General features: G+C 51.0%; 20 protein-coding genes. 9 read left to right on the top strand and 11 right to left on the bottom strand.

The features are described from left to right. Positions 1-256: 256 nt before the first annotated feature. The 4 genes from B157_RS0121220 to B157_RS0121205 all read left to right on the top strand — a co-directional run bounded on the left by B157_RS0121220 (position 257) and on the right by B157_RS0121205 (position 6,993). Positions 257-856, top strand: a complete 600-nt coding sequence (locus B157_RS0121220; protein WP_020605320.1) for a peroxiredoxin-like family protein — start codon at positions 257-259, stop codon at positions 854-856. Positions 857-1,092: 236 nt separating this feature from the next. After that, a complete protein-coding gene (locus B157_RS0121215; RefSeq protein ID WP_026308862.1) occupies positions 1,093-2,235 on the top strand; it encodes an esterase in 1,143 nt (380 codons plus the stop codon). A 326-nt stretch (positions 2,236-2,561) separates the two neighbouring features. Then, entirely contained in the window at positions 2,562-4,901 is a 2,340-nt protein-coding gene (locus B157_RS0121210) for a glycoside hydrolase family 3 protein (RefSeq protein WP_020605318.1), read from the top strand. A 181-nt stretch (positions 4,902-5,082) separates the two neighbouring features. Beyond that, positions 5,083-6,993: a sensor histidine kinase gene (locus B157_RS0121205; protein ID WP_026308861.1), complete on the top strand. Its 1,911-nt coding sequence runs from the start codon at positions 5,083-5,085 to the stop codon at positions 6,991-6,993. 52 nt (positions 6,994-7,045) lie between these two features. Here the strand turns inward: B157_RS0121205 and B157_RS0121200 are convergent, their stop codons facing one another. Beyond that, positions 7,046-7,543 (bottom strand): dihydrofolate reductase, encoded by a 498-nt coding sequence (locus B157_RS0121200; RefSeq protein ID WP_020605317.1) that lies wholly within the window; start codon positions 7,541-7,543, stop codon positions 7,046-7,048. Between the two features lie 226 nt (positions 7,544-7,769). On the opposite strand from B157_RS0121200, the gene B157_RS0121190 reads away from it, so the two are divergent. The 4 genes from B157_RS0121190 to B157_RS39085 all read left to right on the top strand — a co-directional run bounded on the left by B157_RS0121190 (position 7,770) and on the right by B157_RS39085 (position 12,094). Next, complete coding sequence (locus tag B157_RS0121190; RefSeq protein ID WP_020605315.1) at positions 7,770-9,041, top strand: nucleotide sugar dehydrogenase; 1,272 nt, start codon at positions 7,770-7,772, stop codon at positions 9,039-9,041. A gap of 130 nt (positions 9,042-9,171) precedes the next feature. Further along, the gene (locus tag B157_RS0121185; RefSeq protein ID WP_026308860.1) at positions 9,172-10,797 is read left to right on the top strand and encodes an NADP-dependent glyceraldehyde-3-phosphate dehydrogenase; all 1,626 of its coding nucleotides are present in this window, start codon (positions 9,172-9,174) and stop codon (positions 10,795-10,797) included. Positions 10,798-10,859: 62 nt separating this feature from the next. Then, positions 10,860-11,867 carry an ABC transporter ATP-binding protein gene (locus tag B157_RS0121180; RefSeq protein ID WP_020605313.1) on the top strand — a complete coding sequence of 336 codons (1,008 nt, stop codon included), beginning with the start codon at positions 10,860-10,862 and terminating at the stop codon, positions 11,865-11,867. A 59-nt stretch (positions 11,868-11,926) separates the two neighbouring features. Further along, complete coding sequence (locus B157_RS39085; RefSeq protein ID WP_020605312.1) at positions 11,927-12,094, top strand: hypothetical protein; 168 nt, start codon at positions 11,927-11,929, stop codon at positions 12,092-12,094. A 75-nt stretch (positions 12,095-12,169) separates the two neighbouring features. On the opposite strand, the gene B157_RS0121170 is transcribed toward B157_RS39085, so the two are convergent. From B157_RS0121170 to mnmA, 9 genes are all read right to left on the bottom strand, one after another. Further along, positions 12,170-13,132 (bottom strand): AAA family ATPase, encoded by a 963-nt coding sequence (locus tag B157_RS0121170; RefSeq protein WP_020605311.1) that lies wholly within the window; start codon positions 13,130-13,132, stop codon positions 12,170-12,172. A gap of 111 nt (positions 13,133-13,243) precedes the next feature. Beyond that, positions 13,244-14,626: a peptidylprolyl isomerase gene (locus B157_RS0121165; protein ID WP_020605310.1), complete on the bottom strand. Its 1,383-nt coding sequence runs from the start codon at positions 14,624-14,626 to the stop codon at positions 13,244-13,246. A 106-nt stretch (positions 14,627-14,732) separates the two neighbouring features. Next, positions 14,733-17,084 carry a peptidylprolyl isomerase gene (locus tag B157_RS0121160; protein ID WP_020605309.1) on the bottom strand — a complete coding sequence of 784 codons (2,352 nt, stop codon included), beginning with the start codon at positions 17,082-17,084 and terminating at the stop codon, positions 14,733-14,735. A gap of 160 nt (positions 17,085-17,244) precedes the next feature. Next, on the bottom strand, positions 17,245-17,577 hold the full coding sequence (locus tag B157_RS0121155) for an avidin-fold protein (protein ID WP_020605308.1): 333 nt from the start codon (positions 17,575-17,577) through the stop codon (positions 17,245-17,247). 93 nt (positions 17,578-17,670) lie between these two features. Beyond that, a complete protein-coding gene (locus B157_RS0121150) occupies positions 17,671-18,732 on the bottom strand; it encodes an agmatine deiminase family protein (RefSeq protein WP_020605307.1) in 1,062 nt (353 codons plus the stop codon). 62 nt (positions 18,733-18,794) lie between these two features. Continuing rightward, positions 18,795-19,502 (bottom strand): HAD family hydrolase, encoded by a 708-nt coding sequence (locus tag B157_RS0121145; protein WP_020605306.1) that lies wholly within the window; start codon positions 19,500-19,502, stop codon positions 18,795-18,797. Between the two features lie 76 nt (positions 19,503-19,578). Continuing rightward, the gene (locus B157_RS0121140; protein WP_020605305.1) at positions 19,579-19,830 is read right to left on the bottom strand and encodes a hypothetical protein; all 252 of its coding nucleotides are present in this window, start codon (positions 19,828-19,830) and stop codon (positions 19,579-19,581) included. A 19-nt stretch (positions 19,831-19,849) separates the two neighbouring features. Beyond that, on the bottom strand, positions 19,850-20,590 hold the full coding sequence (locus B157_RS0121135) for a 3-keto-disaccharide hydrolase (protein ID WP_020605304.1): 741 nt from the start codon (positions 20,588-20,590) through the stop codon (positions 19,850-19,852). A 192-nt stretch (positions 20,591-20,782) separates the two neighbouring features. Beyond that, on the bottom strand, positions 20,783-21,976 hold the full coding sequence (mnmA, locus tag B157_RS0121130) for a tRNA 2-thiouridine(34) synthase MnmA (protein WP_020605303.1): 1,194 nt from the start codon (positions 21,974-21,976) through the stop codon (positions 20,783-20,785). 253 nt (positions 21,977-22,229) lie between these two features. On the opposite strand from mnmA, the gene B157_RS0121125 reads away from it, so the two are divergent. Beyond that, complete coding sequence (locus B157_RS0121125; protein ID WP_020605302.1) at positions 22,230-22,436, top strand: hypothetical protein; 207 nt, start codon at positions 22,230-22,232, stop codon at positions 22,434-22,436. 48 nt (positions 22,437-22,484) lie between these two features. On the opposite strand, the gene B157_RS39080 is transcribed toward B157_RS0121125, so the two are convergent. Continuing rightward, on the bottom strand, positions 22,485-23,495 hold the full coding sequence (locus tag B157_RS39080; protein WP_169521772.1) for a T9SS type A sorting domain-containing protein: 1,011 nt from the start codon (positions 23,493-23,495) through the stop codon (positions 22,485-22,487). Between the last annotated feature and the right edge of the window lie 213 nt (positions 23,496-23,708).

The following is a 23,708-nucleotide window of genomic DNA, read 5'->3' as shown; positions in this document are numbered from 1 at the left end:
GTTGTTTAGTTTATTCCGTCACGGTTTAGATGAACTGCGCGATAGAATCCTTAAAGGCCAACCTGTTGGCCACCTTGTACCACTTTTGTCCTGTACTTAGGTCAGGTATATAATCTGTCTTGCCTAAGTATCGACAGGCCAAACTGTCTGCTGCGGTAGTATGGCCCGAAGGTGCCAGGATTCACTAACTTGCGAAATCGACCGTCGACGCAGCCTTCACGAATAGAGGAGGCTGCCCGGCACAACGACCATCTATATGAAACACATGCTGCTGATTAGCCTGCTGGCTTTATTTTCCTTTACAACCATTGCCCCCGATATACCCGAAAAACCCGAAGACATTAGTCCGCTGCTGGTGGGCGAAACGATTCCTGCTGTACAACTGCGTACAGTGAAGGGCGAGACGGTAAGCTTGAAAAGTGAAATCGCCAAAAAACCGACCCTGCTGGTTTTTTATAGGGGTGGCTGGTGTCCATACTGCACCACGCACCTGGCCGAACTCAGGTTGCTTCAGTCCGATATGGATCGGTTGGGCTACCAGATGATTGCCATTAGTACCGATGCACCGGAGGGTCTGAAAAATACCTACGAAAAAAGCGAACTAAACTATACACTGCTCTCCGATGCCGATTTAACGGCGGCCAAAGGGTTTGGACTGGCTTTTAAAGCGGCCGCCAAAAATGCCGATATGCTGCTGAAAAGTAGTGGTGGCAAAAATAAAGATGGTTTACTGCCCGTACCCGCCGTGTTCGTTCTCGATACGAAGGGTGTTATCAAATACGAACACATCAACCCGAATTTCAAAGAGCGTGTTTCGGCTAAAGTGTTACGGGCCGTTGCGGAAGCCCTGCAATAAATGATAAACGCCTTTTCGGAGCAACGCCGTATTCGTGCCAGTTGCGTTATCAACGGTACAGGCAGTTAGGTTCTGCCCGTTCGTGCTGGGTGGAGCAATGCCCGGATTCAGCCGATGCGAGTAAATAAATGATTTTGTTCGGTTTTGTTTTATAAGACAGGCAAACGTATGGCGGGGTATGCCTGCACGAGATATGCCCCGTTTCCTTTTAATCTAATCGTAAAAAAACCAGACCTATGCGCTTTACTTTAATGACCCTGTGTGCTTCTCTGCTGGTATCCGGCCTGCTGGCGCAGGCACCCCAGCGACAGCCGACCCCGAATGATACGCTCAAATCACCTAAGGTGATGGACGACAAGCGGGTTGCTATTCAGATTTACGCCCCCAAAGCCAGCGAAGTAACCGTATCCGGCGATTTTACGGGGTCTAATAAACCAGTCAACCTTATCAAAAACGATCTTGGCGTTTGGTCAACGATCGTTGGCCCGCTTCGCCCCGACTACTACACCTACACGCTGGTGGTGGATGGTGTGCGGACGGCAGATCCTAAAAATCCGGTTATCAAGCAGGGTATCAGCAGTATCGAAAATGTAATGACCGTACCCGGTCCCGAAACGGCTTTTGAAGACAATAAAATGGTGCCTCACGGCGAAGTGCGGGAGGTATGGTATCCATCCAGTACGTTGGGCATGATGCGCCGGATGCACGTATATACGCCACCGGGCTACGATAAAGGGAACGCCAAATACCCCGTATTTTATCTGCTTCACGGGGCTGGCGATGATGATTCGGGTTGGAACAGCATTGGCCGGGCCGGGTTCATTATAGACAATCTGATTGCTGCTGGAAAAGCCAGACCTATGGTTGTGGTGATGCCCAATGGGAGCATGCCGCTGCCCCCGCAAACAGGTATGCCCAATGCACAGACCATGAACCAGATGCGGGATTTGTTTAGTAGCGAGTTGCTGAAAGACGTAATGCCCATGGTGGAGAAAACGTACCGGACCTTGAACAAACCCGAAGACAGAGCCCTGGCCGGATTAAGTATGGGTGGTTTTCAAACGCTGGACGTGACGATGACACATCCCGAACTGTTCGATTACGTGGGTGTTTTCAGTTCCGGCTTTTTTGGGCCATCTATTGACGAAGCGGAGACAAAATACGCGAAGGTGCTGAATGACCCATCGTTCAACAAAGGCAAGAAGCTATTCTGGGTGTCCATCGGCAAGGATGATTTTGTGATGGATGCCAACAAAAAAACGCTGGCTCTGCTCGACCGGCACAACATCAAATACCAGTATAAAGAATCATCGGGTGGCCATACCTGGATCAACTGGCGGCAGTACCTGAATGAATATGTACCACTATTATTCAACTAACGGATAACAAATCCTCTGTTCGTATCCCGTATTATTGGGGAAACTCCTTCCCTGATTGTCTCCTGTTTTTTTTTAAAACTCAGAAAGGTGTGCCAATACCTTGATTAATGAAGAGACGTACATTCCTTAAAATAGCATTAAGACGGGTATAGTGACGGTAACGACATCAAACGGTGTCGTTACCGGGGAAGGGTAAGTACAGACGCCCAAGCAACTGAATCCTTCGCCGGTGCGTTCCTGAATCTGCCCATGTCGACGCGGATGGAGCAGAAAACAATTCTGTAATTTATTCCCATGACGTAACCTGCGTTAATTACCTGCCAACTATGATGAAAAAAATCACATACCTCGGCCTGATGGGCCTCCTCTCTACCTCCTTGCTGTTTGGCCAGAACGGGACCGGAACAAAAACCGGAAACTGGACAAAAGTGACAAATAAAGGAGGGCAAACGGTAGGCTATGCGCCCGCTTCCGGCATTAAAATTCTGACCGATAAGGGGCTGTCCTTCAAAGACCTGAACAGAAACGGCAAGCTGGATAAATATGAAGATTGGCGGTTGTCGGCCGATGTTCGGGCGAAGGATCTGGCCGCTCAGATGAGCATCGATCAGATTGCCGGACTGATGCTCTACAGTAAACACCAACCCATTCCTGCCGCAGCGGGTGGCCCCTTTGCCGGGACATACAACGGAAAAGTCTTTGCCCAGAGTGGTGTTAAGGTGTCCGATTTGTCGGACCAGCAAAAGGAGTTTCTGACTAAGGATAATGTACGCCACGTATTGATAACGTCGGTACAAAGTCCGGAAGCGGCTGCCGAATGGAACAACAACGCGCAGGCCCTGGTGGAAGGGCTGGGACTGGGTATTCCCATAAACAGCAGCTCCGACCCCCGGCATGGCACCCGGGCCGATGCCGAATTTAACGCTGGTTCCGGCGGGACTATTTCGATGTGGCCCGGTTCGCTGGGGCTGGCCGCTACGTTCAACCCCGATCTGGTACAGAAATTTGGTCAGATTGCGGCTACCGAATACCGGGCCTTGGGCATCGCTACGGCCCTTTCCCCCCAAGTCGACATTGCCACCGACCCGCGCTGGAATCGCGTAAGCGGCACCTTCGGCGAGGACCCCAAACTGGCTACCGACATGGCCCGTGCGTACATCGACGGGTTCCAGACTTCAACCGGTGCCCGCGAAATTACGGGTGGCTGGGGCTACAACAGCGTCAATGCGATGGTGAAGCACTGGCCGGGGGGCGGCTCTGGCGAGGGTGGGCGTGATGCGCACTACGGCTATGGTAAATACGCGGTATATCCCGGCAATAACATGATGACCCATTTGCTGCCTTTTATCAATGGTGCCTTTAAACTGAACGGTAAAACCGGGATGGCTTCGGCCGTGATGCCGTACTACACCATTTCGTTTAATCAGGACAAAAAATACGGCGAAAACGTGGGTAACAGCTACAACAAATACATCATTCACGACCTGCTTCGTACGCAATACAAGTATGATGGCGTTGTTTGTACCGATTGGCTTATTACGGCCGACGAAACGGCGGTAGATGTGTTTCTGACCGGGAAATCGTGGGGAGTCGAGAAGTTGACAATTCCGCAGCGACACTACAAAATCCTGATGAATGGGGTAGACCAGTTTGGTGGCAATAATGAATCAGGGCCGGTAATTGCGGCTTATCAGATGGGTGTTACCGAACACGGGGAAAAATTCATGCGTACCCGTTTTGAGCAATCGGCGGTTCGGCTGCTCAAAAATATAATCCGTACCGGGCTGTTTGAAAATCCGTACCTGGACCCGCAGGCGTCACAAAAAACGGTGGGTAACGCCGATTTCATGAATGCCGGGTATCAGGCCCAACTGGAATCGGTGGTGATGCTAAAGAATAAAGCCAACGCCCTGCCGCTCACCAGAGGCAAAACGGTGTATATACCCAAACGATTTACGCCTGCGGGTCGTAACTTTCTGGGAATGGATATGCCCGAAAAACTGGAGTATCCGGTTAACCTGACCATCGTAAAAAAATACTTCACCGTAACCGACAACCCGGCCGAAGCCGATTACGCGCTGGTGTTTGTCCGCAGTCCGGATTCGGGGGGCGGGTACAGCATTCCCGATGCCAAAGCGGGCGGTAGGGGCTACGTTCCGGTTAGTTTACAGTACGGCGACTATACCGCTCAGGGCACCCGCGACCCAAGTATTGCCGGTGGCGATCCGCTGGAGACGTTCACAAACCGTACCTACTCGGGTAAAACGGCGAAAACAGTTAACACGGCCGATCTGGGTATGGTAACGGAAACCTACGCCAAAATGAATGGCAAGCCCGTCATTGTAGCGCTACAGGTATCGAACCCGACGGTTGTTGGTGAGTTTGAAAAGGAATCGAACGCGATTCTGGCCCATTTCGGGGTACAGGACCAGGCATTGCTGGACATCCTGACGGGTGAGCACGAACCCTCTGCCTTACTCCCCATGCAGATGCCCGCCGATATGAAAACCGTAGAAGCCCAGGCCGAAGACGTGCCCCGCGACATGACTCCGTATCGTGATTCGGACGGGAATGCGTACGATTTTGGCTTTGGCCTGAACTGGAAAGGTGTCATTCAGGATGCCCGCACGGCTAAGTATAAGCAGGCGGTAATGAGCCTGAAGTAAGTACCTAAGATAAAGCCAAACCGTACGCGGGTGGCCCGGCCGGGAGTTCCGAACTTTTGGCTGGGCCACCCGCGTACGGTTTACGTATTTTCGGGGTATACTTGTATTGAATTGCGTAAGCACGGCTACTGGTTTCAGGAGATAAAAAATAGGAAGTGTATGGTTTGTTGAGTAACCACCTATGAAGCAACTTTTTTACGTTGGCGTTAGCGCCTGTCTCGTATTGTTTTTACAACTGAACGTACTTCATGCATGGGCACAGTCCATACAGCCAGACAGCACATCGGGGCAACCAGTACGACCTTCAGGAAATGAGGAGATCAGCCGCCTGAAAGGAGCACTAAGGAGGAATATCAACTCTGTTGAGGCAGCCGACACGCTCCTTAGTTCGGCCCGTAAACTGGCTTACTTGCCTGGTCAGGTAGTAGCATTGTGTCAGTTAGCCAACATACGACTACAACAACAACGACCCGATCAGGCGGCTATTCTTTCGCAGGAAGCCAAAGGGATAGCGATTCAAATCCGTGATTTGCGCGACGCGGGCTGGGCCATGAGTCAGGTAGGGCGCATACTGAATGGTAATGCTAAGAAGTACCCTGCTTCGGTTTCAGTATTTACTGCTGTTATGGACGCACTGGATGTTTCCATGCGTATTAGTGGCGCGAAGCTTGCCAAAAGCAAAGAGTCCACAGCGCTTCCTCCCGAAGCAACTTCGCCGATGGAGCGACGAATACACGATAAACGGACCTTTTCAACTAATCCCGCCGATTACCAGGCTTCTCTGCCTGTTCAACCGCAAACGCCAGACTTGAGCCGTAAAGCGCATATCAGGCCCGATTTCGTTGATCGCTGGCTCGATACCCTCATTCGTTCTGGTGGTGGCAATTCGCCAGTAGCGCAACAAATCACGGCGCGGAAGAAACTTCGTGACTCTAGCCAGGAGTTGAGTAAGGCGTTTGCCAAAGAGGGTGATTATGCGCAGGCCTATCGGTATTACTTACAATACAGTGTTTACAAGGACAGCCTGACTGCCGAAGCTACCACTCGGCGTCTGGCTTCGTTGCAGTACCAGCAGAGTCTGCTCAAGAAAGAAGCTCAGATTAAATTGTTAACGAAAGAGCAGGAACTGCGCGATCAGGAGGGTCGGCGTCAGCAACAATTTGCGTTGGTCTTAATTGGCTGCATAGCCCTTTTAGTAGCTTTTTCGCTCATCCTAACCCGTAATAACCGGTCAAAGCAACTGGCTAATCGGCAGTTGAGTGAGCAGAAAGAAGCCCTTCAACTAACATTGACCCAATTGAAAACAACCCAAACGCAACTTATCCAGGCCGAGAAGATGGCTTCTCTGGGCGAGCTTACAGCTGGTATTGCGCATGAAATTCAAAATCCACTAAATTTTGTCAATAATTTTTCGGAAGTCAGTTCAGAATTAGTCACCGAGTTGATGGAGAATCGCCAGAATGCGGTACGCGATGAGGAACTGGAAAATGACTTGTTAGGCGATGTGCAGCAGAATCTTCAAAAAATAAACCAGCACGGAAATCGGGCTTCGGCCATTATTAAAGGGATGCTAGAGCATGCCCGGCCCAGTGGGGGACAGAAAGAGCGTACGGATATAAACCTGCTGACTGAAGAATATTTGAAACTGGCTTACCATGGTGTTCGGTCCAGAGATAAGTCTATTGAGGTGAAACTAACCACCCAGTTCGACGCTGGATTGAGTCCGGTAATGCTGGTACCGCAGGAAATAGGGCAGGTTTTCCTGAATCTGTTCAATAACGCATTTTACGCCGTACAGAAACGCCAGCAACAAGCCCCCTCCGACTATTATCCGGAAGTGTCGGTCAAAACAAGCCGAGAAGCAGATCAGCTAAGCATAACAATCCGCGATAATGGAATTGGTATTCCAAAGGCCATCAGGCAAAAGATTTTTCAGCCGTTCTTCACCACCAAACCTACCGGGCAGGGTACTGGTCTGGGCCTGTCGCTCAGCTATGATATCGTGAAGAAGGGGCATAATGGATTCCTAACCGTGACAAGTGAAGAAGGGCAGTTTACCGAATTCGTACTGACATTACCGGCAAACGCCTAACCGCAAACCCGATTCTTTGTGGGCAGTCGATAATACGTTTAAACGCTACCGTTCAGGGTCTGCGTTCATACTCTACAAAGTCGAAAGCCACGGCGTGCCGCTCATCGGCTGAATGCGGCTGGCGACTGACTTCCTGCCACTCATTTTTGTCAAAATCCGGGAAATAAGCATCGCCTTCGTATGCCTGCTGAATTTCGGTTAGATAGAGGGTTGTGGCTATAGGCAGAGCCATGCTATAAATTTCGGCTCCCCCGATAATGAAAATTTCTTTCTGGTTAATCGCTTTGGCCCTCGCTACGGCCTCATCCAGCGTATGCACAATGGTTACGCCGTCGGCACTAAAATCCTGATTGCGGGTTAGCACAATATTCGTGCGGTTGGGTAATGGTTTTCCCAGGGCATCTAGTGATTTGCGGCCCATCACAATAGGGTGATGGCTGGTTTTACGTTTAAAATACGCAGAGTCGTCGGGTAGGTGCCAGGGAAGGTCGTTGTTACGGCCGATAACCTTGTTTTGGGCAACGGCAGCGATAAGACTAATTTTTGTCATTCAGATGAGTTTTTGGGCACTCGCTAGACACTGGAAATGGAAACTTGTTACAGCGGCTAGCCGGACGTACGGTGACTTCGTAAACGAATTAAACACCATATGCCGCTGGTGAAATCCGGAACGTATTCGTTTACAATAATAGCCAATTCGGGCGACATGCGCGTAATTCGTATGTTGCGGATTGGTGTATGACTAAATTACGCCGTCTTTATTACTTGTTTTTTGCATGGCTGACCGGGAAAAAGTATCCATCGGTATCGTTGGGTTGGGGTACGTGGGGTTGCCGCTAGCGGTGGCGTTCGGGCGGGCATACCCGGTTGTGGGTTTCGACATCGACGAAGGGCGCGTACGGGAGTTGATGGATGGGTACGATGCTACGCTGGAGATGAGTAAAGAGCAGATGGATGAGTCGTCGTTCCTGTCGTTTACCAGCGATGTGTACGATTTGAAGGACTGTATCGTCTTCATCATCACCGTACCCACGCCCATTGACGCCTATAAAAAACCCGACTTAAGTTATCTCCTCGGCGCATCCGCTTCCGTTGGGAAGTTGCTGAAAAAAGGAGACATTGTTATCTACGAATCAACGGTATATCCGGGGTGTACGGAAGAAGATTGCGTCCCTGTTCTGGAAAAATGGAGTAAGCTAAGCTACAATAAAGACTTTTTCTGTGGCTACTCACCCGAACGAATCAGCCCCGGTGATAAAGAAAGAACGTTAACGAAGATCATAAAAATCACGTCGGGGTCTACGGATGAAATTGCGGAACGTATCGATCAGTTATACCGCTCCATCATTGAAGCAGGTACTTACAAGGCTCCATCCATTAAAGTAGCAGAAGCAGCTAAAGCTATAGAAAATGCCCAGCGCGACATTAATATTTCGTTCGTGAACGAACTGGCACTGATATTTGATAAAATGGGGATTGATACGAACGATGTACTTGACGCGGCCGCTACTAAGTGGAATTTCTTAAAATTTAAACCCGGTTTAGTTGGTGGACACTGCATAGGCGTCGATCCTTATTACCTGGTTCATAAAGCACAAAGTCTGGGCTACTACCCGCAGGTAATATCGTCGGGGCGTTTGGTGAATGATGGAATGGGGGTGTTTATCGCAAAAAAAACCCTGAAACAATTGATTGCAAATGGGGCGCAGATTCAACAGAGCCGTATTCTTATTCTGGGGTTTACGTTTAAAGAAAATTGCCCCGATACCCGCAACACAAAAGTGATTGACATTTACCACGAGTTAAAAGATTTTGGCCTTACCGTAGACGTATATGATCCCTGGGCATCAGCACAGGAGGTGCAGCAGGAGTACGGCATTGAGTTGATCCATGATATAGGGGTTGATAAATACGATGGTATTATTCTGACGGTAGCGCACAAACAGTTCCTCGAACTGGATGTCAATTGGTTGAAGAGGGATGAGAAATCTATCGTATTCGATGTTAAATCTATTTTTGATCGAAACCTTGTTGACCTCCGGCTTTAAAAACTGGTTGTTGCATTTGCAAAATATTGGCTGATTTCCTGCGAAAGTCAGCCAATATTGTTGGTAGCGGATAGGATTTCGTTGGCTAAATCGCGACGTTTACCGCTGTTACTTACAACTAGTTTACTTCATGAACAACGCACAACTTAACAGTCTCTTTCCGGCTGGCATGGATCAAATTCCTGCCGAATACCGTATCGACCCCATCCACCAACGTGAATACCTGCTCAATGGCGAAATGCGTTCCTGGGATGGTCCTACCTCCGACGTATACTCTCCCATTTGCCTGCCCGATGCCACTGGTACGTTGCAGCGGCAGTTAGTCGGTAGTTTCCCGGTTACTGGTCCGGAACAGGCGATAGAAGCCCTGAATGCCGCCGTAGCGGCCTACGATAATGGCCGGGGAGAGTGGCCACAGATGAGAATTGCCGACCGAATTGGCTGCATGGAAACCTTCATCGGAAAAATGCTGGAGCAACGGAAACTGGTTATCAACCTGATTATGTGGGAAATCGGTAAGAATCTTGCCGACGCGACTAAAGAGTTCGACCGGACCGTAAAATACATTTATGATACCGTCGACACCCTTAAGAACATGGACCGGAACTCATCACGTTTCCGAATCGAGGAGGGTATTATCGGGCAAATACGGCGGTCACCATTGGGTGTTGTGCTTGCCATGGGGCCGTTCAATTACCCGCTCAATGAGACGTATACAACGCTCATGCCGGCCATTCTGATGGGAAACACGATTCTCTTCAAGACCCCCAAACACGGTTCGCTACTACATTATCCGTTGCTCGAAGCGTTTCGGACCAGCTTCCCAAAAGGGGTGGTGAATTCATTGTACGGCCGGGGGGCCAACGTAGTGCCGCCCGTTATGCAGTCGGGCAAAGTAAACGTGCTGACGCTGATTGGCTCCAGCAAAGTAGCCGATGAATTGCAGCGATTTCATCCCAAACTAAATCGGCTGCGGTCAATCATGAGTCTTGATGCGAAAAACGCAGCCATCATCCTGCCGGATGCCGACCTCGATGTGGCCGTGAGCGAGTGCCTGCTTGGTTCACTTTCGTTTAATGGGCAGCGGTGTACCGCCATCAAGATTATCTGGGCGCATCGCTCCATCGTTGACAGGTTTTTGGCGAAGTTTAGCCCCGAAGTTAGTAAACTGAAACCTGGTATGCCCTGGCAGGCCGGTGTCCAGATTACGCCCCTCCCCGAACCGACCAAAACGAACTATCTGACCGATATCATTGCCGATGCCGAAGCCGGTGGGGCATCGGTAGTGAATGAAGATGGGGGTAAGACGGTGGCATCTCTATTCAAACCCGCCGTCGTTTATCCGGTAAAAGAAGGGATGAGACTATACCGGGAAGAACAGTTCGGTCCCGTTATTCCGGTTGTCGTGTACGACGATACCGAGGAGTTTATTGAGTACCTTATCACGGACGATCACGGCATGCAGGCGAGTATCTTCGGCACCGACACAACTAAAATTGCCGCACTTATCGATCCGCTCGTTAACCTCGTCAGCCGCGTCAATATCAACGCCCAATGCCAGCGCGGACCCGATACGTTTCCGTTTACCGGTCGCAAAGACTCCGCCGAAGGAACGCTTTCGGTAGAAGATGCCCTGCGCTCGTTCTCCATCCGGTCGGCCGTGGCGACGAAAGATACGGCTGCCAATAAGGCTATTCTGAACGAGATTGTGGGTGAGCATAAGTCGGAGTTTTTAAGTACCAGTTTTATTTTTTGATACTCAGCTACTCAGCCCTGTAAAGTTTTAAAAACCTTATAGGGCTGGTTTTATACGCAAGCATGCTCAACGCCACTAAACTCACCAAATCCTTTCCGGGCGACGTAAAAGCCGTGCGGAATGTATCTATTTCGCTACGGCCCGGGCAGATTGTGGCCCTGGTGGGGGCTAGTGGATCGGGGAAAAGTACGCTGCTGAATTTGCTGGCAGGGCTGGCCGATGCCGATACAGGTGAGGTTCAGTTCAATGATGAGCGCGTGTTGGGACCATCGGAGAAACTGGTGCCGGGGCACGAGGCTATCCGGTTGGTGCATCAGGAGTATCAACTGATGCCGAATGTGTCGGTGCGGGAGAATATTGCCTATGCGCTTCGCTTCTTCGAAAAAAGCTACCGTAATTTCCGGGTCAACGAACTGCTGAAACTGTGTCGCCTGACCGACGTTCAGGAGCGGTTGCCCCGGCAGGTATCGGGGGGCGAAAAGCAACGGACGGCAATTGCCCGGGCCATTGCCGATAAACCGGCGGTGCTGCTGCTGGACGAGCCGTTCAGTCATCTCGATCTACCCAATCGACTGCTGGTACGTGATCTATTGTTCGATCTGGTCCGGCATCAGCCCGACGGAGTAGTGCAAACGTCCTGCCTGTTTGTGACGCACGATACAACCGATGCGCTGTCTATTGCCGACATGCTGGGCATTCTGCGGGATGGAAAACTGATTCAGTTGGGAGCACCGGCCGACCTATACCATCGGCCCGTTACGGCTTATGCCGCCCGCATGACGGGGCCGGTCACGATTATCAAAGCGAAACACGTATCCTTGTTTGACCTGCCCGTTTCCGGCAGCCCGGATGCGCTGGTTTGCCTGCGGCCTGAACAGATTACCCTCAGCGATGCGGGCACACCGGGTACTGTTCGGGCCGTGTATTTTAGGGGAAGTAATTTTGAACTGGATGTTGACCTGTCGCGGTACGTATCGGTACGGTTGTTCACCAGCCGAAATGATGTGCAGGTAGGGCAGTTGGTACACGTAACGCTGGTTGATGCACCTGTTTGGTACCTGAAAAGTTGAGTTGCGATAACCAAGTCCTTCGCAGGTGGGTTATGGCTAAAACAACCAGCTAATACGCGATGAAGGAAGACGAAAAAACACAGGATAGCGACCGGGATGAAACGGCTGCCGGGCCAGATTTTTTGGTGGGCGAAGACACCGAAGAGGTCAAACCTACCGGCGTCGATGATGACTCGACGGGGAGAGAGGGAGATGATTTTCTGGGGAAAAGTAACTCGTCCAGTTAGTGATTCGGTGCGTGGCTGACGAACGTGTTATGCTCACGTCAGCCACGCACCGAATCACTAACTGGACAACTATTTTTACATCATCCGTTTGATTAACTGCTCAACCGAAATGCCTTCGGCCTCCGCTTTAAAGTTCCGTACCACACGGTGGCGAAGAATAGGCATCGCCACGGCTTTTACATCTTCAATATCGGGGGAGTATTTACCAACCAGAAGCGCATTGCACTTGGCCGCCAGAATGAGTGCCTGCGAAGCCCGGGGACCTGCGCCCCATTCCAGATACTGATTGGCATCAGCCGACGCCATTTCGGTGTTGGGGCGGGTTTTATGCACCAGTTTCACGGCATACTCAATCACATTGTCAACCACCGGTACCCGGCGTACCAGGTGCTGGAATTCCCGGATCTCTTCGCCCGTAACTACGCGTTGTACCTCATACCGCTGGTCGGATGTCGTGCTTTTAACAATATCCAGCTCAGACGCGTAGGACGGATAATCCAGGTAAATATTGAACATAAAACGGTCCAACTGCGCTTCGGGCAGGGGGTAGGTTCCTTCCTGCTCAATCGGGTTTTGGGTGGCCAGTACGAAAAAAGGACGACCCAGGCTATACTTCTGCCCGGCGATGGTAACGGAGTATTCCTGCATAGCTTCCAGCAGGGCCGCCTGGGTTTTGGGCGGAGTCCGGTTAATCTCATCCGCCAGAATGATATTGGCGAAAATGGGTCCTTTGATGAATTTGAAGTTACGTTCCTGGTCGAGCGTTTCAGAACCCAGAATATCCGATGGCATCAGGTCGGGTGTGAACTGAATCCGGTTGAAATCGAGGTCCAGCGCCCCGGCAATGGTTTGAATCAAGAGGGTTTTGGCCAGGCCCGGAACACCCACCAGCAGGCAGTGCCCCTGGCAGAAAATGGCTGTCAACAGTAGTCGAACTGTTTCGTCCTGACCGATAACGACTTTGGCGATTTCATTTTTTAGCTTTTCGTATGAGCGGGTGAGGGCTTCCGCAGCGGCAACATCAGATGTGTAAGGCACAGGTTTTTTGAATTATAAATGATGAATTATGCAATGATGAATGAAGGCCGAATTGCCGCTGTGATTACGAATGACGAATAGAGAGTAACCTTATTCATCATTCATAATTTATCATTCATTTCCTCCCCCGCTGAGTGTAGAGGCACTGCCTTTTGTAGAGCCAAATATTTTACAATCATGGAATTCAGGGTCAACCGTTATGTACACGTCAGAAACCGACTTTCGGAACCAGTCGTCAATGGCCCGGTTCTTCTTGTTCTGGAGTACAATGGTTTGTAGTTTCTCAAAATCCTTCGAAAAATCGGCGGTGTGAGGGGCAACCTTACTTTTGAAGTACAACAACCGTACCCCGCTTTTGCCATCTTCTGTCCGGTAGGGCAGTGGTGGCGAAATACTACCTACTTTCATGGTATCGAGCATCTGGAACATCGCGTATTCCATACTGCCGTCCATGGCGAGCCGAGTACCACCCGACTGTGGGTCGCGAAGCAAACCACCCGCATCGGCGGTATTTTTATCGTCGGAGTAATCGTGGGCTGCCTTTTCAAACTTCAGTGAATCGATTTGAATCTGCGTCCGCAAACTGTCCAGGTAATGCGTTGGGCCGCTCATATCCAGGCGGTTGTAATCGGGACGGAGCAGGATGTGGCGGGCGTGGTACTCGGCACCACGGGTTTCAATCAACTGAATCAGGTGTAAACCGAAGTCCGATTCTACAACGTCCGACATTTCGTTGGGCTTTAGTTTGAGGGCTGCCCCCTCAAAGGGCGCCACCATCATCCCGCGCTTGGCGAAACCGAGGTCACCATTTTTTTCGGCAGAACTCACGTCTTCGGAATACTGCTTGGCTAACGCCCCAAAATCTTCACCTGCCTCTACGCGCTTTTTATAATCGAGCAGCCGTTGCCGGAGGGCCTCTTTCTGCTCTTTGGTCGCTTTGGCAATCCGGACAATCTGGCCCACTTCTACTTCGGCGGGCATGTAGGGTAGACTATCTCTGGGAATAGCGTCAAAAAACTTACGAACATCGCGGGGAGTCACCTTCACGTCGGCCGTAATTTTCTGCTGCATTTTCTGCACAATCTTCTGCTCTTTCACCTGTTGGCGCAGTTCGCTTTTGAGCATTTCCAGGCTTTTGCCGTATGCTTCGACGATGTTCTTTTCCGACCCAAATTGCTGTGCCATGTACTGCATCCGCGTATCGAGTTCGCTATCCACAATCTTGTCGTCTACCACCACAGAGTCAATATCGGCTTTGGCCAGCATCATTTTGTTGATAACCAGGCTTTCCAGCAACTGACACTTCTGAGGGGCTTTCTGTCCCTGTCCAATGTAGGATTGCGTGGCTTCCTCCAGATCCGAGTGTAGCACGTAGTAGTTATCTACTTTGGCAATTATTTTGTTGAGGCTAATTCCCTGTCCCTGACCGAAGGAGGGCGTGGTTAGAAACCAGCCAGTCAGGACAATAAGCAAATGACCAATTACTTTTTTCATAGTTTCAAAGATACGCACAGAACGGTATGTGGTTCGTGTTTTAAGAAATTTTAAGTGGTACTTCTATCGAACGCATGCCCGAATGAAGTGTACTGAAAAGAGGCACTTATTTCGCTAATTTCTGCATTTCGGCAGCATTGACTTTTACCGGGTAGGTTTGCCGAAGCCGCTCCAGCCATTGTTTTTCGAGTATTGTCTGATACGCATTAATGACCGTGCCCCGTACTTCGGCAAATGTTTTGGCTCGTGCCGGTTCGAGACGGTTAATAATAACGGCTATCGCCCTGCCATCCTTGTGCAGGGTAGTTGTACCTACTTTCCAGCGGTCGATAGCGTCGATATAAGGGTTGTCTCCCTGGGCAAACGCACCCTCTTTAATGGATAAAATCGACGGTGCCGTCTGTTTGCTGTTAATGGCCTTGACAACATCCTCTCTGGCATTGCTGAAATACTGGAAGGTTACATTACGCTGGGCATCGGCCCGAACGCCGGGTCGCGCACCCTGGTAATCTTTCTCCATAATACGAATGAGGGGGACGCCACTTTTTTGCAGGTAGTTCACCACCGTTCGGATGCGTCCTGCCGAAATAGAGTCGCGCTCGGTGGGATCGTGTGAGCCGGACACTTCCACGACATAGCCGGGATTTTGCCCCATCACGGCCAGCAGCTCGACCAGGATTTCGCGTTGCTCGGGAGTTAAGGTAGTCTGGTTTTTGGTGAAAGGCAGTGACCCCGCCGACCGCCGGAGTTGGTAAGGAGGTTTACTGTTCAGGGCCAGTGTCGCCTGTTTCAGCAGACTGTCGGTGGAAGCCGTCAGAATGGTAGCCACGGCCCGCTCCGGGAATTGATAATCTGCTTTGTGCTGCTCGAAGTATTGACGCTGACCCGTCGAGTCGGCCATCGACCGTTCCCACACGTTTTCTTCCATCACCTGTGAGAGCAGAACCCCATCGCGGATTTCATTCATCAGTGCCCGGAACTCCGGGAATTTTTTGTCCAGGTTCGCTTCTTCAGTAGCCAGCAACTGGTCACCTACAAACCGGTTGAACAACCGATGCATGGCTACGGCCGGGGAGCCTGTCAGGGCATTACTGGTGGACGTGCTGGCCGGGGAGGAGGCCAGCGCTGGATTTCGCTGTGGCTGCTGGCGTTGCTGTACGTACTCGAAAAACTGGTTGACGGTGTAAGGTTTCTCCGCGATCATGACCATCTGTTTGCCATGCAAGGCGGCATCCAGTGGTTCCGTATGCCGCCATTGGCCGCGCAGTAAACTACTGTCGGCTTTGGTGAATGCCGTTTCCAGCATGGCCGTGTTCTCCCGTACCGGGTAGACACTTTTCAACCGCTGCACGGTGGCTTGCCGTACCAAATCGGCCCGGCTATCGGTTGTAACGCGCTGGCGCAGGGAGGGGGCCATCGTCGCATAGGAATCCAGCGGCTTGCGTTCGATAAGTTTAATAATGTGCCAGCCGTAATTTGTCCGTACGGGGGCTGAGTAGTCGCCGGGGGCGGTGAGCGCGAAGGCGGTATCCTCAAAGGCAGGAACCCAGCGTCCCGGCTCGAAGGGGGGCAAAACACCCCCGTTATTTCGGGAGGTAGCATCGTCGGACACGTCACGGCAAACCACCTCAAACGATTCTCCTTTTTGCAAACGGGCGTAAATCGCGTCAATTCGCTGCCGGGCTATCTGCTGACCCGCTTCGTCGGCATCGGGACTCAGGCGCACCAGTATGTGCGCTACGCGTACCCGACCCCGACTCGGTCGGCGACTGTTGACTTTAACAAGATGATACCCGAATCGGGTACGAACCGGCTGCGAAATGGCTCCAACGGGCGTTGTGTAAGCGGCCGTTTCGAGCGGGTAGATAAGGCCAAAGGCGGTTGTGTAGCCTAGGCTGCCACCTTTTTGGGCCGTTGTGGCATCCTTCGAATAATCGAGGGCCAGTTTGGCGAAATCAGTTCCGTTCTGTGCCTGCTTTCTTACTGCTAATGCCTGTTTGAAAGCCGCGAGCGTATCGGCAGGCAGGGCGTACTCGGCCACCGGAATCAAAATATGCGATACGTTGACTTCCTGCTGCATACGCTGAAAGGCTTCCGAAGCCAGGGATTCGATCAGTGGTTTATCCGTTAAATAGGCCTGTGCCAGCTGCTTGCGGTAGGTTGTCATCTCTTCCCGAAAAGCCTCCGTTGTATCCCGGCCTTCGGCTTCGGCAACCAGCACTTTCAGTTTCAGATTAGTATATAACGTAAAGTAATCGTTGATATCGGTTCGCAGGGATGAATCCGCCGAAAGTTGATTTTTGGTAAACGATTGAAAAAAATCATCGGTCGTGAAGGTTTTGGTACCCAGAGACAGCAGAACTGGTTCTGGAGGGGTTTGCTTAACAACAACCGGTGCGGTTGTTTTACAGGCTGTTACAAAAAGAGCCAATAAAAAACCGCCTATACAATGGCGCATAGCGTCTAACAAAAGAGATTTTAAAATACTGGGAGAACAGATTCACGGATAAAAACATTCGCGTTGTATAGGAAACGACACTACAGATGAGCTTATTGGCACATCGGCCGTATTTCACCGTTCACGACGGGAACGATACCGTTGGCTGGCTGCATACTGGTCAAACTTCCTCCACAACGGACTCCCCCGTTGAGTAATTGCCGCTGGTCCATTGCCATTGCTCATGCAGCCGGATGCGCCCGTCGGCCAGCCATTCGGGGGTAGACTGGCAGATGCCCGTCATCAACTCGCCCTGAATGTTAACGTGTTGATAGCGCATATCCAGCCTGTTATCCGGCTGTACTGTAGCAATCAGGAACCCTTTCCGGATGCTGCCGCCAGCGTACTCAGCCCAGACAATGTTAGCCTGTTGATGGTAGTGAAAAAACGTATCGCCACTCACCTCGCCATTGCTGGTATTGGTAACGGAGCGAAATGTTTTGTTATCGTACATAGTTTTGGAGGTAGGAGTGAGTATTTAGGAGTGAGGAGACTGGCGCGAAAGTAATAGTTGCGTCAGCCTCCTCACTCCTAAATACTCACTCCTTTAAAGAGTTGGTTCCTGCTGACTCAGGCAGTGGAAACTGCCGAGGCCCCAGACGATGTCGGTGGAGTCGATGCCAACGATTTTACGGTCAGGAAAACAGGTGCCAATGATGTCCAGTGCCTGCTGGTCTTTGGCACAACGGAAGGTGGGTACAATCACGGCACCGTTGGTAATCAGGAAATTAGCGTACGAAGCCGGAAGGCGTAACCCATCGCTCCAGACGGGGTCGGGCATTGGCAGTTCTACAATGGTCAATTGCTTGCCGTTCAGCAACCGCATCTGTTTCAATTCGTGGTGAATTTCCTGTAAAAACGGGTAATTGTCGTCGTTCTTGTTTGATTCGTAAGCGGCAATGACCGTGTCTTCACTGACAAAGCGAACCGTGTCGTCGATGTGTCCGTCGGTGTCATCGCCCACGATGCCTTCCTCTACCCAAAGCACCTGCTGAACGCCGTAGTAATCGCACAGGTACTGCTCAATATTGGCCTGCGTGAGGTGGCTGTTTCTGTTCTGGTTGAGCAGACAGGCCCGACTGGTCAGCACCGTACCCGCGCCGTTGAACTCCACCGAGCCGCCTTCCATGACAATTCCAGGGGTTACGTATTCAAGATGTCGGTAATGCGCAATTTCAATGGGAATTAGGTCATCCCGGTCGTAGGGCGGGTATTTGTTGCCCCAGGCATTGTAGCCCCAGTTCACAATAATCCGCTTCTTCGTTGAGGGATTAATCAGAAATGCCGGGCCGTGGTCGCGGCACCACGAGTCGTTGGTGGGGTGGGGCAGGAGCGTGATGCGGCTCATATCGACGTCGGCCAGTAGCAGACGCAGTTTAGCGGCCTGCATCACCGTTTCGTTATGGGCGTTGATACAAACGTGTTCGCTTTCGGCAATGGCTTTGATAAAGTCGATGTAAGCCGGAAACATGAGTTCCTGCCGTTCGCGGGTCCAGGATGCTTCGGTATGGGGCCAGCTCAGCCAGGTAGCTACGTGCGGGTGCCACTCGGCCGGAAAGAAAAAGCCCTCGCGGGCCGGAATGATGGGGGTGTCAGATGAATAAGCCAAACAAGTAACGATTGATGCTGCTATTTTTCAACAAAGGTATATAATCTGGGTGGGGCAGCCGGTTACGACCGGGTGATTAATTGATAAACATTCTGTACCGTTAACCCGGTAAAATCATCTATAATCAGGGCGGCACCCGTGTCGGCTAATTCCTCGCGGGTGTGCGTCGTAGCCAGAGCTACTACAGCCATGCCCGCTCGTAAACCTGCTTCAATACCCGACAGGGCATCTTCAAATACGATACAGCGTGTCGGTTCAACACCTGTCATGCGGGCGGCTGTCAGGTAGATTTCCGGGTCGGGCTTGCCGTGCTGAATCATGCTGGCATCGACTATCGCCTTGAAACAGGGGCGAAGGGACAACCCGTCGAGCGTGAACCGGACATTACTTTCCGGGGCCGATGTGCCCACGGCTGCCGGTATATGCTGTTCTTTTAGCTCGTTTAAAAAAGCCATCAGGCCGGGTGTCGGCTGGAGGTGCGGACGGTAAAGTTCTCGGTAAATCGCTTCCTTTTCTTCGGTCAGTGTGATGAGTTCACCCGCCGAAATGGGTTGCCCGAACACGTACGCCATTGCATCGGCGGAAACGCGCCCGTTGATATTTTCCACGTACTGGTCTTTCGTCAGGGAAAAACCATGCTGTTGGGCAAACCGGAGCCAGGCGTTAATATGAAAGTCGGTGTTGGCAATCAGCACCCCGTCCATATCGAAGAGGGCCGCCCAGGAAGGGGCCGCCCAGGGATTAACGTGTTCAGAAGGCGTATCAGCCATAAGAAATAGGAAAAGCCGTTAGACAGGCGGCCTTACGTGTCGTATCGAATGAGACTGCAAAGAAACGGATTACGGCCTAAAATTCACTGTTGGGTGGTATGTTGGGCAAACTGTCACCGGCTAGCAGAGCCGCTTCGTGCAGTAATTCGGTGGCTACCAGCTCGTCCGTTATCGTTTCTATGCGCTCGTCCAGTTCAGTCAGTGCATTGTCATCAACTAAGGCTGTGGCATTCATACCCAGTAACAATCGCCCTACATAAAGTAGGTTGAGCGAGAAGCGTAGTTCAGGCAGCACGCGGCTGTGACGGGTTTGGGGTTCGGGTTGCATGGCAGCGGATTAACAAAAGCTACAATGCTTTTATCTTCAGATTTCGGAAATAGATGGGCGCGCCCGCGTGTTTGCCCTGCAAGCCAATGTAGCCTTTAATGGGTAGGCTGGCGGGTGGTTTACTGAGCCATTCGGGGACCTTCGAACCATCGGGATTCGTTTTGGCCGAGGTGAATTGCTCCAGATTTATGGTGTTTATGAGTTGGTTGTTCAGCACAACGTAAATCATTTTGCCCAGACTGGTAATGGTGTACCGGTTCCACTCGTCGGGTTTCTTCACGATTCCATGTTTGGTTGGAGCCTGATGGCCGAAAAAGGCGCCACACTGCCAGTTTTTTGGCGATTCGGCCCATTGTTTGGCGTAATCGTCGGCAATCTGAATCTCTACAGAATTTGGAATCCAGTTGGTCGTATCACTCGCGTGAATAACTACCCCACTATTTGTCCCTTCGGCAGTTTTGAAAAACAAATCCAGCACAAAATCTTCGTAGGGTATGGCCGTCCAGAGAGTTTTGTCAGCCGTGGCGGTTATTATACCACCATCATCCATACTCCAGACCCCTGCCGGGAAATGAGCATCGGACAGGTCGCTCGCAAACAACGGTTTCCATCCGGGACCGCTGGGGTTTGGGTGGCCTTTGGGTGCGGCCCCACCGGATGGTGCCCCACCGGACGGTGCCGTACTGGATGGTGCCGTTTGTGCCGAAAGGCATAGGGGAAGGCCAAGAGACAAGGCGATTAGGTAAATGAGTTTCCGCATGGGATAGTTAAATTTTCGGTAAAGTGGGCTGTCGTGTTTTTTTCTAAACGATAAATTATCGCTGGCTGGTCTGCCTGTCAGGAGAAAAGGGTAATCAAAAATACATTGACAAAGCTGATAATCCGCCGGTCAGTGGCTCTACGTATCAGCTTTGTCAATAGAGGCATCGTCCTGTTCAAGGGCACTTTTTCGTTAAACAGTAACTGGGATAATAGTCGATTGTGGCTCTGTATGTACGGCCAAATCGTCATTTTGCCAGTTGTCGGACTGACGGAAACTTTTCATAATCCAGCCACCGCCAATAACATCGTCGCCTTCGTAAAAAACGGCTGCTTGTCCCGGTGCAATGGCCGACACGCCTTCCTTGAAAAGTACCTCAATTTTATCCCCCAACTGGGTGATGGTTGCCGGGGTGCCGGGGTCTTTGTACCGAACCTTCGTAACGGTTTCCAGAGGCCCGTTGATGGCATCGTATTTTTGCAGATTGAGTTTGCTGACCACCATGCCATCGCGATAAAGGTCCTTATCTAGGCCCAGCACCACCTCGTTGGTATCTTTGCGAATCTCGGTCACAAACATTGGTTGCCCAAACGCCATGCCCAGTCCTTTGCGCTGACCGATAGTATAAAATGGGTAGCCCTGATGCTGGCCCATTACTTTGCCGGTGCCTTCCATGATAAAGTTGCCCCCGGCCACGTCGGATTCCAGACTGGGCATTCGTCGTTTCAGAAATCCCCGGTAGTCGTTGTCGGGCACGAAACAGATTTCGTACGATTCCGATTTGGTGACCAGTTCCATAAAGCCGCGTTCTGTGGCCATATCGCGGATGTCGGATTTTCGCAGGTGTCCCAGCGGTAGTTTCGTGCGGCTCAAACTCTCCTGCGACACCCCCCAAAGTACATATGACTGGTCTTTCAGCGTATCGATCCCCTTCGAGAGAACGTACCTACCCGCTGGATCTGCTCCATTTGTTTCGTGCCGGATGTGAGCGTAGTGACCCGTAGCGATGGATTCACAATCCAGCCGGTCGGCCCGGCGCAGGAGGGCATCCCACTTGATGTGCGTATTACACATAACGCAGGGGTTGGGCGTGCGCCCTTCGATGTACTCCCCCGTGAAGTAGTCGATAACGGCATCGCCAAACTCTTCGCGGATGTCGAGAATGTAATGCGGGAAGCCGAGATTAACGGCGATGTTGCGGGCGTCGTTAATGCTGTCGAGGGAGCAGCAGCCCGTTTCTTTTTTGGTACCGCCCGATGAGGCATAGTCCCAGGTTTTCATGGTCATGCCGATGACCTCGTACCCTTCTTCGTGCAGCATCACCGCTGCCAGCGAAGAATCAATGCCGCCACTCATGGCGACCAGAATGCGTCCGTGTTTGCTCATATCTGCCGGGGTTCAAAGCCCCGCGATTTAATTAGTGGGCAAATTTACCCAATAAACAGCAAACAACCGGGCAAGGGAATTTGGTTTCCTGTTCAAGCTAATAGGGACATGGACGTAGTAACCGGATGGATAAAGCGATCCTGCTTTACTCGTGTGAGGAGATGATGGAATAGAATGTATGATTGCAATTGACAGCCGAACATTCTATTTTTACTTAAGGCTGACAGATAGCCGGTCCAACACCGGTTAAACTATGAAAACAGGACTCATTCATTCCTGCGCAAAACGACAACCGGTTTATTGGAAACTGAGACGACAGGTTGTTGCTGAATTTCAGCCGGAGATAGAAAAAGCAACCGGTTGGCGAAAAGACTGGCTGCGCTGGAAACGGGCCATGGCGCTGGAAATCCGGTATAATAACCTGCTTTATTTAGCCGTCGGTTCTCATACGGTAGCTTGACAGTCAGCTAATAAACTAGCCCTAATGGCAGGATGCATCCTGCTCATTTTACAGCTTCATGACCCGCCTGGAAGCCCGACGATTATCAACCTTAATCAGTAGCAGATAACTACCTTTTGGGTAATCGTCCAGGGTCAAAATTGAGGTTTCACGCTGCGTTTCCTGGTGCAGAACTATCTGACCATTGAGGTCGATCAGGTCTAATTGAGCCGGTTGTCGCGCAGATAGCCCACTAATACGCACCGTAAGCGACGAAATTGCCGGGTTAGGGAAAATGGCTATGGCATCTGCTAATGAAGGGTCATCCACACTCAACAGCGGATTGATCCTTACTTGTATGGGCACCCGCTCACTTTCGCACGTTCCTGCTTTCTGGGCTACGTAATAGGTAAACTGCCCAGCCTGACTGGTTGGTGGCTGAGGAGCCATGGTTAAACCAGTGCCCCCCGTAGCGTTGGTACCATACCAGACCAGGGTTGCGGTGGAATCAGTCGTTGTGGCACTCAGCGGGGTCGATGCCTGACCCTGGTAATAACTGATTATACTGGTTAGGGCGGTTGGTTTGGCAGGTTGCGGATCAACCGTTACTAAAAGACTAGTCGCAGAAAAAAGGTCATTCGGGTTGTTGTATATCAATGGACACCCTTTCTTACTATCAATTGGAACGAGGCTGAAAGAGTAGGCTAGCCGATTGGGCACACGGGTATCTGGAACAGGTGGTATTAATGTGCCACCTGACAGTAGATCCTGAAGACTAATTGGCGCATTATTGTAATAGACAACATGGTAGTTCTCAGGCGGAGGAGTATGCCCATTGACATTTAACGGATAAGCCTGTTGACCCTGGCAATACGTTAAATGACCATAGTGATAATTTCCCTCACTTGGCTTATTTTGATTAACGGGCGTGGGGCCAATGCTTGGTCGCCAAAGTATTCTCACCTTGGTTGGTACCCGCTCACTTTCACAACCATCTACAAGTTCTGATACATAATAGATTTTTTCATCGAGCGGATAGACATATTTCTCTACATAGTAGTAGGCTTTATAGACGTACATGGTAGCCATAGTTTTACACGCTACACTGTCTGGAACAGAATTAGTACACTGAGGATACTCGGCGTACTCCGAAAAGTCGTCAGATGTTTCATCCCGATACAGTCTTGGTGTAGCTCCGGTTGCCAGTCTTAGGTTTACGGTGACAAATCGATCATAATCCTTCGTGGAGAAGCCATCGCAAGTCAATATAAGCGAATCAACTGATGGAGGAGC

The organism is Spirosoma spitsbergense DSM 19989, assembly GCF_000374085.1.
Taxonomy (GTDB): domain Bacteria; phylum Bacteroidota; class Bacteroidia; order Cytophagales; family Spirosomataceae; genus Spirosoma; species Spirosoma spitsbergense.
Note: the sequence above shows the minus strand (reverse complement) of the source record. Positions and strands in the feature narration are given on the sequence as shown.

What these genes read in the sequence shown, in the direction of transcription:
- B157_RS0121220 (WP_020605320.1), top strand. Translation starts at nt 257, where the DNA reads ATGAAACACATGCTGCTGATTAGCCTGCTGGCTTTATTTTCCTTTACA.
- B157_RS0121215 (WP_026308862.1), top strand. Translation starts at nt 1,093, where the DNA reads ATGCGCTTTACTTTAATGACCCTGTGTGCTTCTCTGCTGGTATCCGGC.
- B157_RS0121210 (WP_020605318.1), top strand. Translation starts at nt 2,562, where the DNA reads ATGATGAAAAAAATCACATACCTCGGCCTGATGGGCCTCCTCTCTACC.
- B157_RS0121205 (WP_026308861.1), top strand. Translation starts at nt 5,083, where the DNA reads ATGAAGCAACTTTTTTACGTTGGCGTTAGCGCCTGTCTCGTATTGTTT.
- B157_RS0121200 (WP_020605317.1), bottom strand. Translation starts at nt 7,543, where the DNA reads ATGACAAAAATTAGTCTTATCGCTGCCGTTGCCCAAAACAAGGTTATC.
- B157_RS0121190 (WP_020605315.1), top strand. Translation starts at nt 7,770, where the DNA reads ATGGCTGACCGGGAAAAAGTATCCATCGGTATCGTTGGGTTGGGGTAC.
- B157_RS0121185 (WP_026308860.1), top strand. Translation starts at nt 9,172, where the DNA reads ATGAACAACGCACAACTTAACAGTCTCTTTCCGGCTGGCATGGATCAA.
- B157_RS0121180 (WP_020605313.1), top strand. Translation starts at nt 10,860, where the DNA reads ATGCTCAACGCCACTAAACTCACCAAATCCTTTCCGGGCGACGTAAAA.
- B157_RS39085 (WP_020605312.1), top strand. Translation starts at nt 11,927, where the DNA reads ATGAAGGAAGACGAAAAAACACAGGATAGCGACCGGGATGAAACGGCT.
- B157_RS0121165 (WP_020605310.1), bottom strand. Translation starts at nt 14,626, where the DNA reads ATGAAAAAAGTAATTGGTCATTTGCTTATTGTCCTGACTGGCTGGTTT.
- B157_RS0121160 (WP_020605309.1), bottom strand. Translation starts at nt 17,084, where the DNA reads ATGCGCCATTGTATAGGCGGTTTTTTATTGGCTCTTTTTGTAACAGCC.
- B157_RS0121155 (WP_020605308.1), bottom strand. Translation starts at nt 17,577, where the DNA reads ATGTACGATAACAAAACATTTCGCTCCGTTACCAATACCAGCAATGGC.
- B157_RS0121145 (WP_020605306.1), bottom strand. Translation starts at nt 19,502, where the DNA reads ATGGCTGATACGCCTTCTGAACACGTTAATCCCTGGGCGGCCCCTTCC.
- B157_RS0121140 (WP_020605305.1), bottom strand. Translation starts at nt 19,830, where the DNA reads ATGCAACCCGAACCCCAAACCCGTCACAGCCGCGTGCTGCCTGAACTA.
- B157_RS0121135 (WP_020605304.1), bottom strand. Translation starts at nt 20,590, where the DNA reads ATGCGGAAACTCATTTACCTAATCGCCTTGTCTCTTGGCCTTCCCCTA.
- mnmA (WP_020605303.1), bottom strand. Translation starts at nt 21,976, where the DNA reads ATGAGCAAACACGGACGCATTCTGGTCGCCATGAGTGGCGGCATTGAT.
- B157_RS0121125 (WP_020605302.1), top strand. Translation starts at nt 22,230, where the DNA reads ATGAAAACAGGACTCATTCATTCCTGCGCAAAACGACAACCGGTTTAT.
- B157_RS39080 (WP_169521772.1), bottom strand. Translation starts at nt 23,495, where the DNA reads ATGTACGTCTATAAAGCCTACTACTATGTAGAGAAATATGTCTATCCG.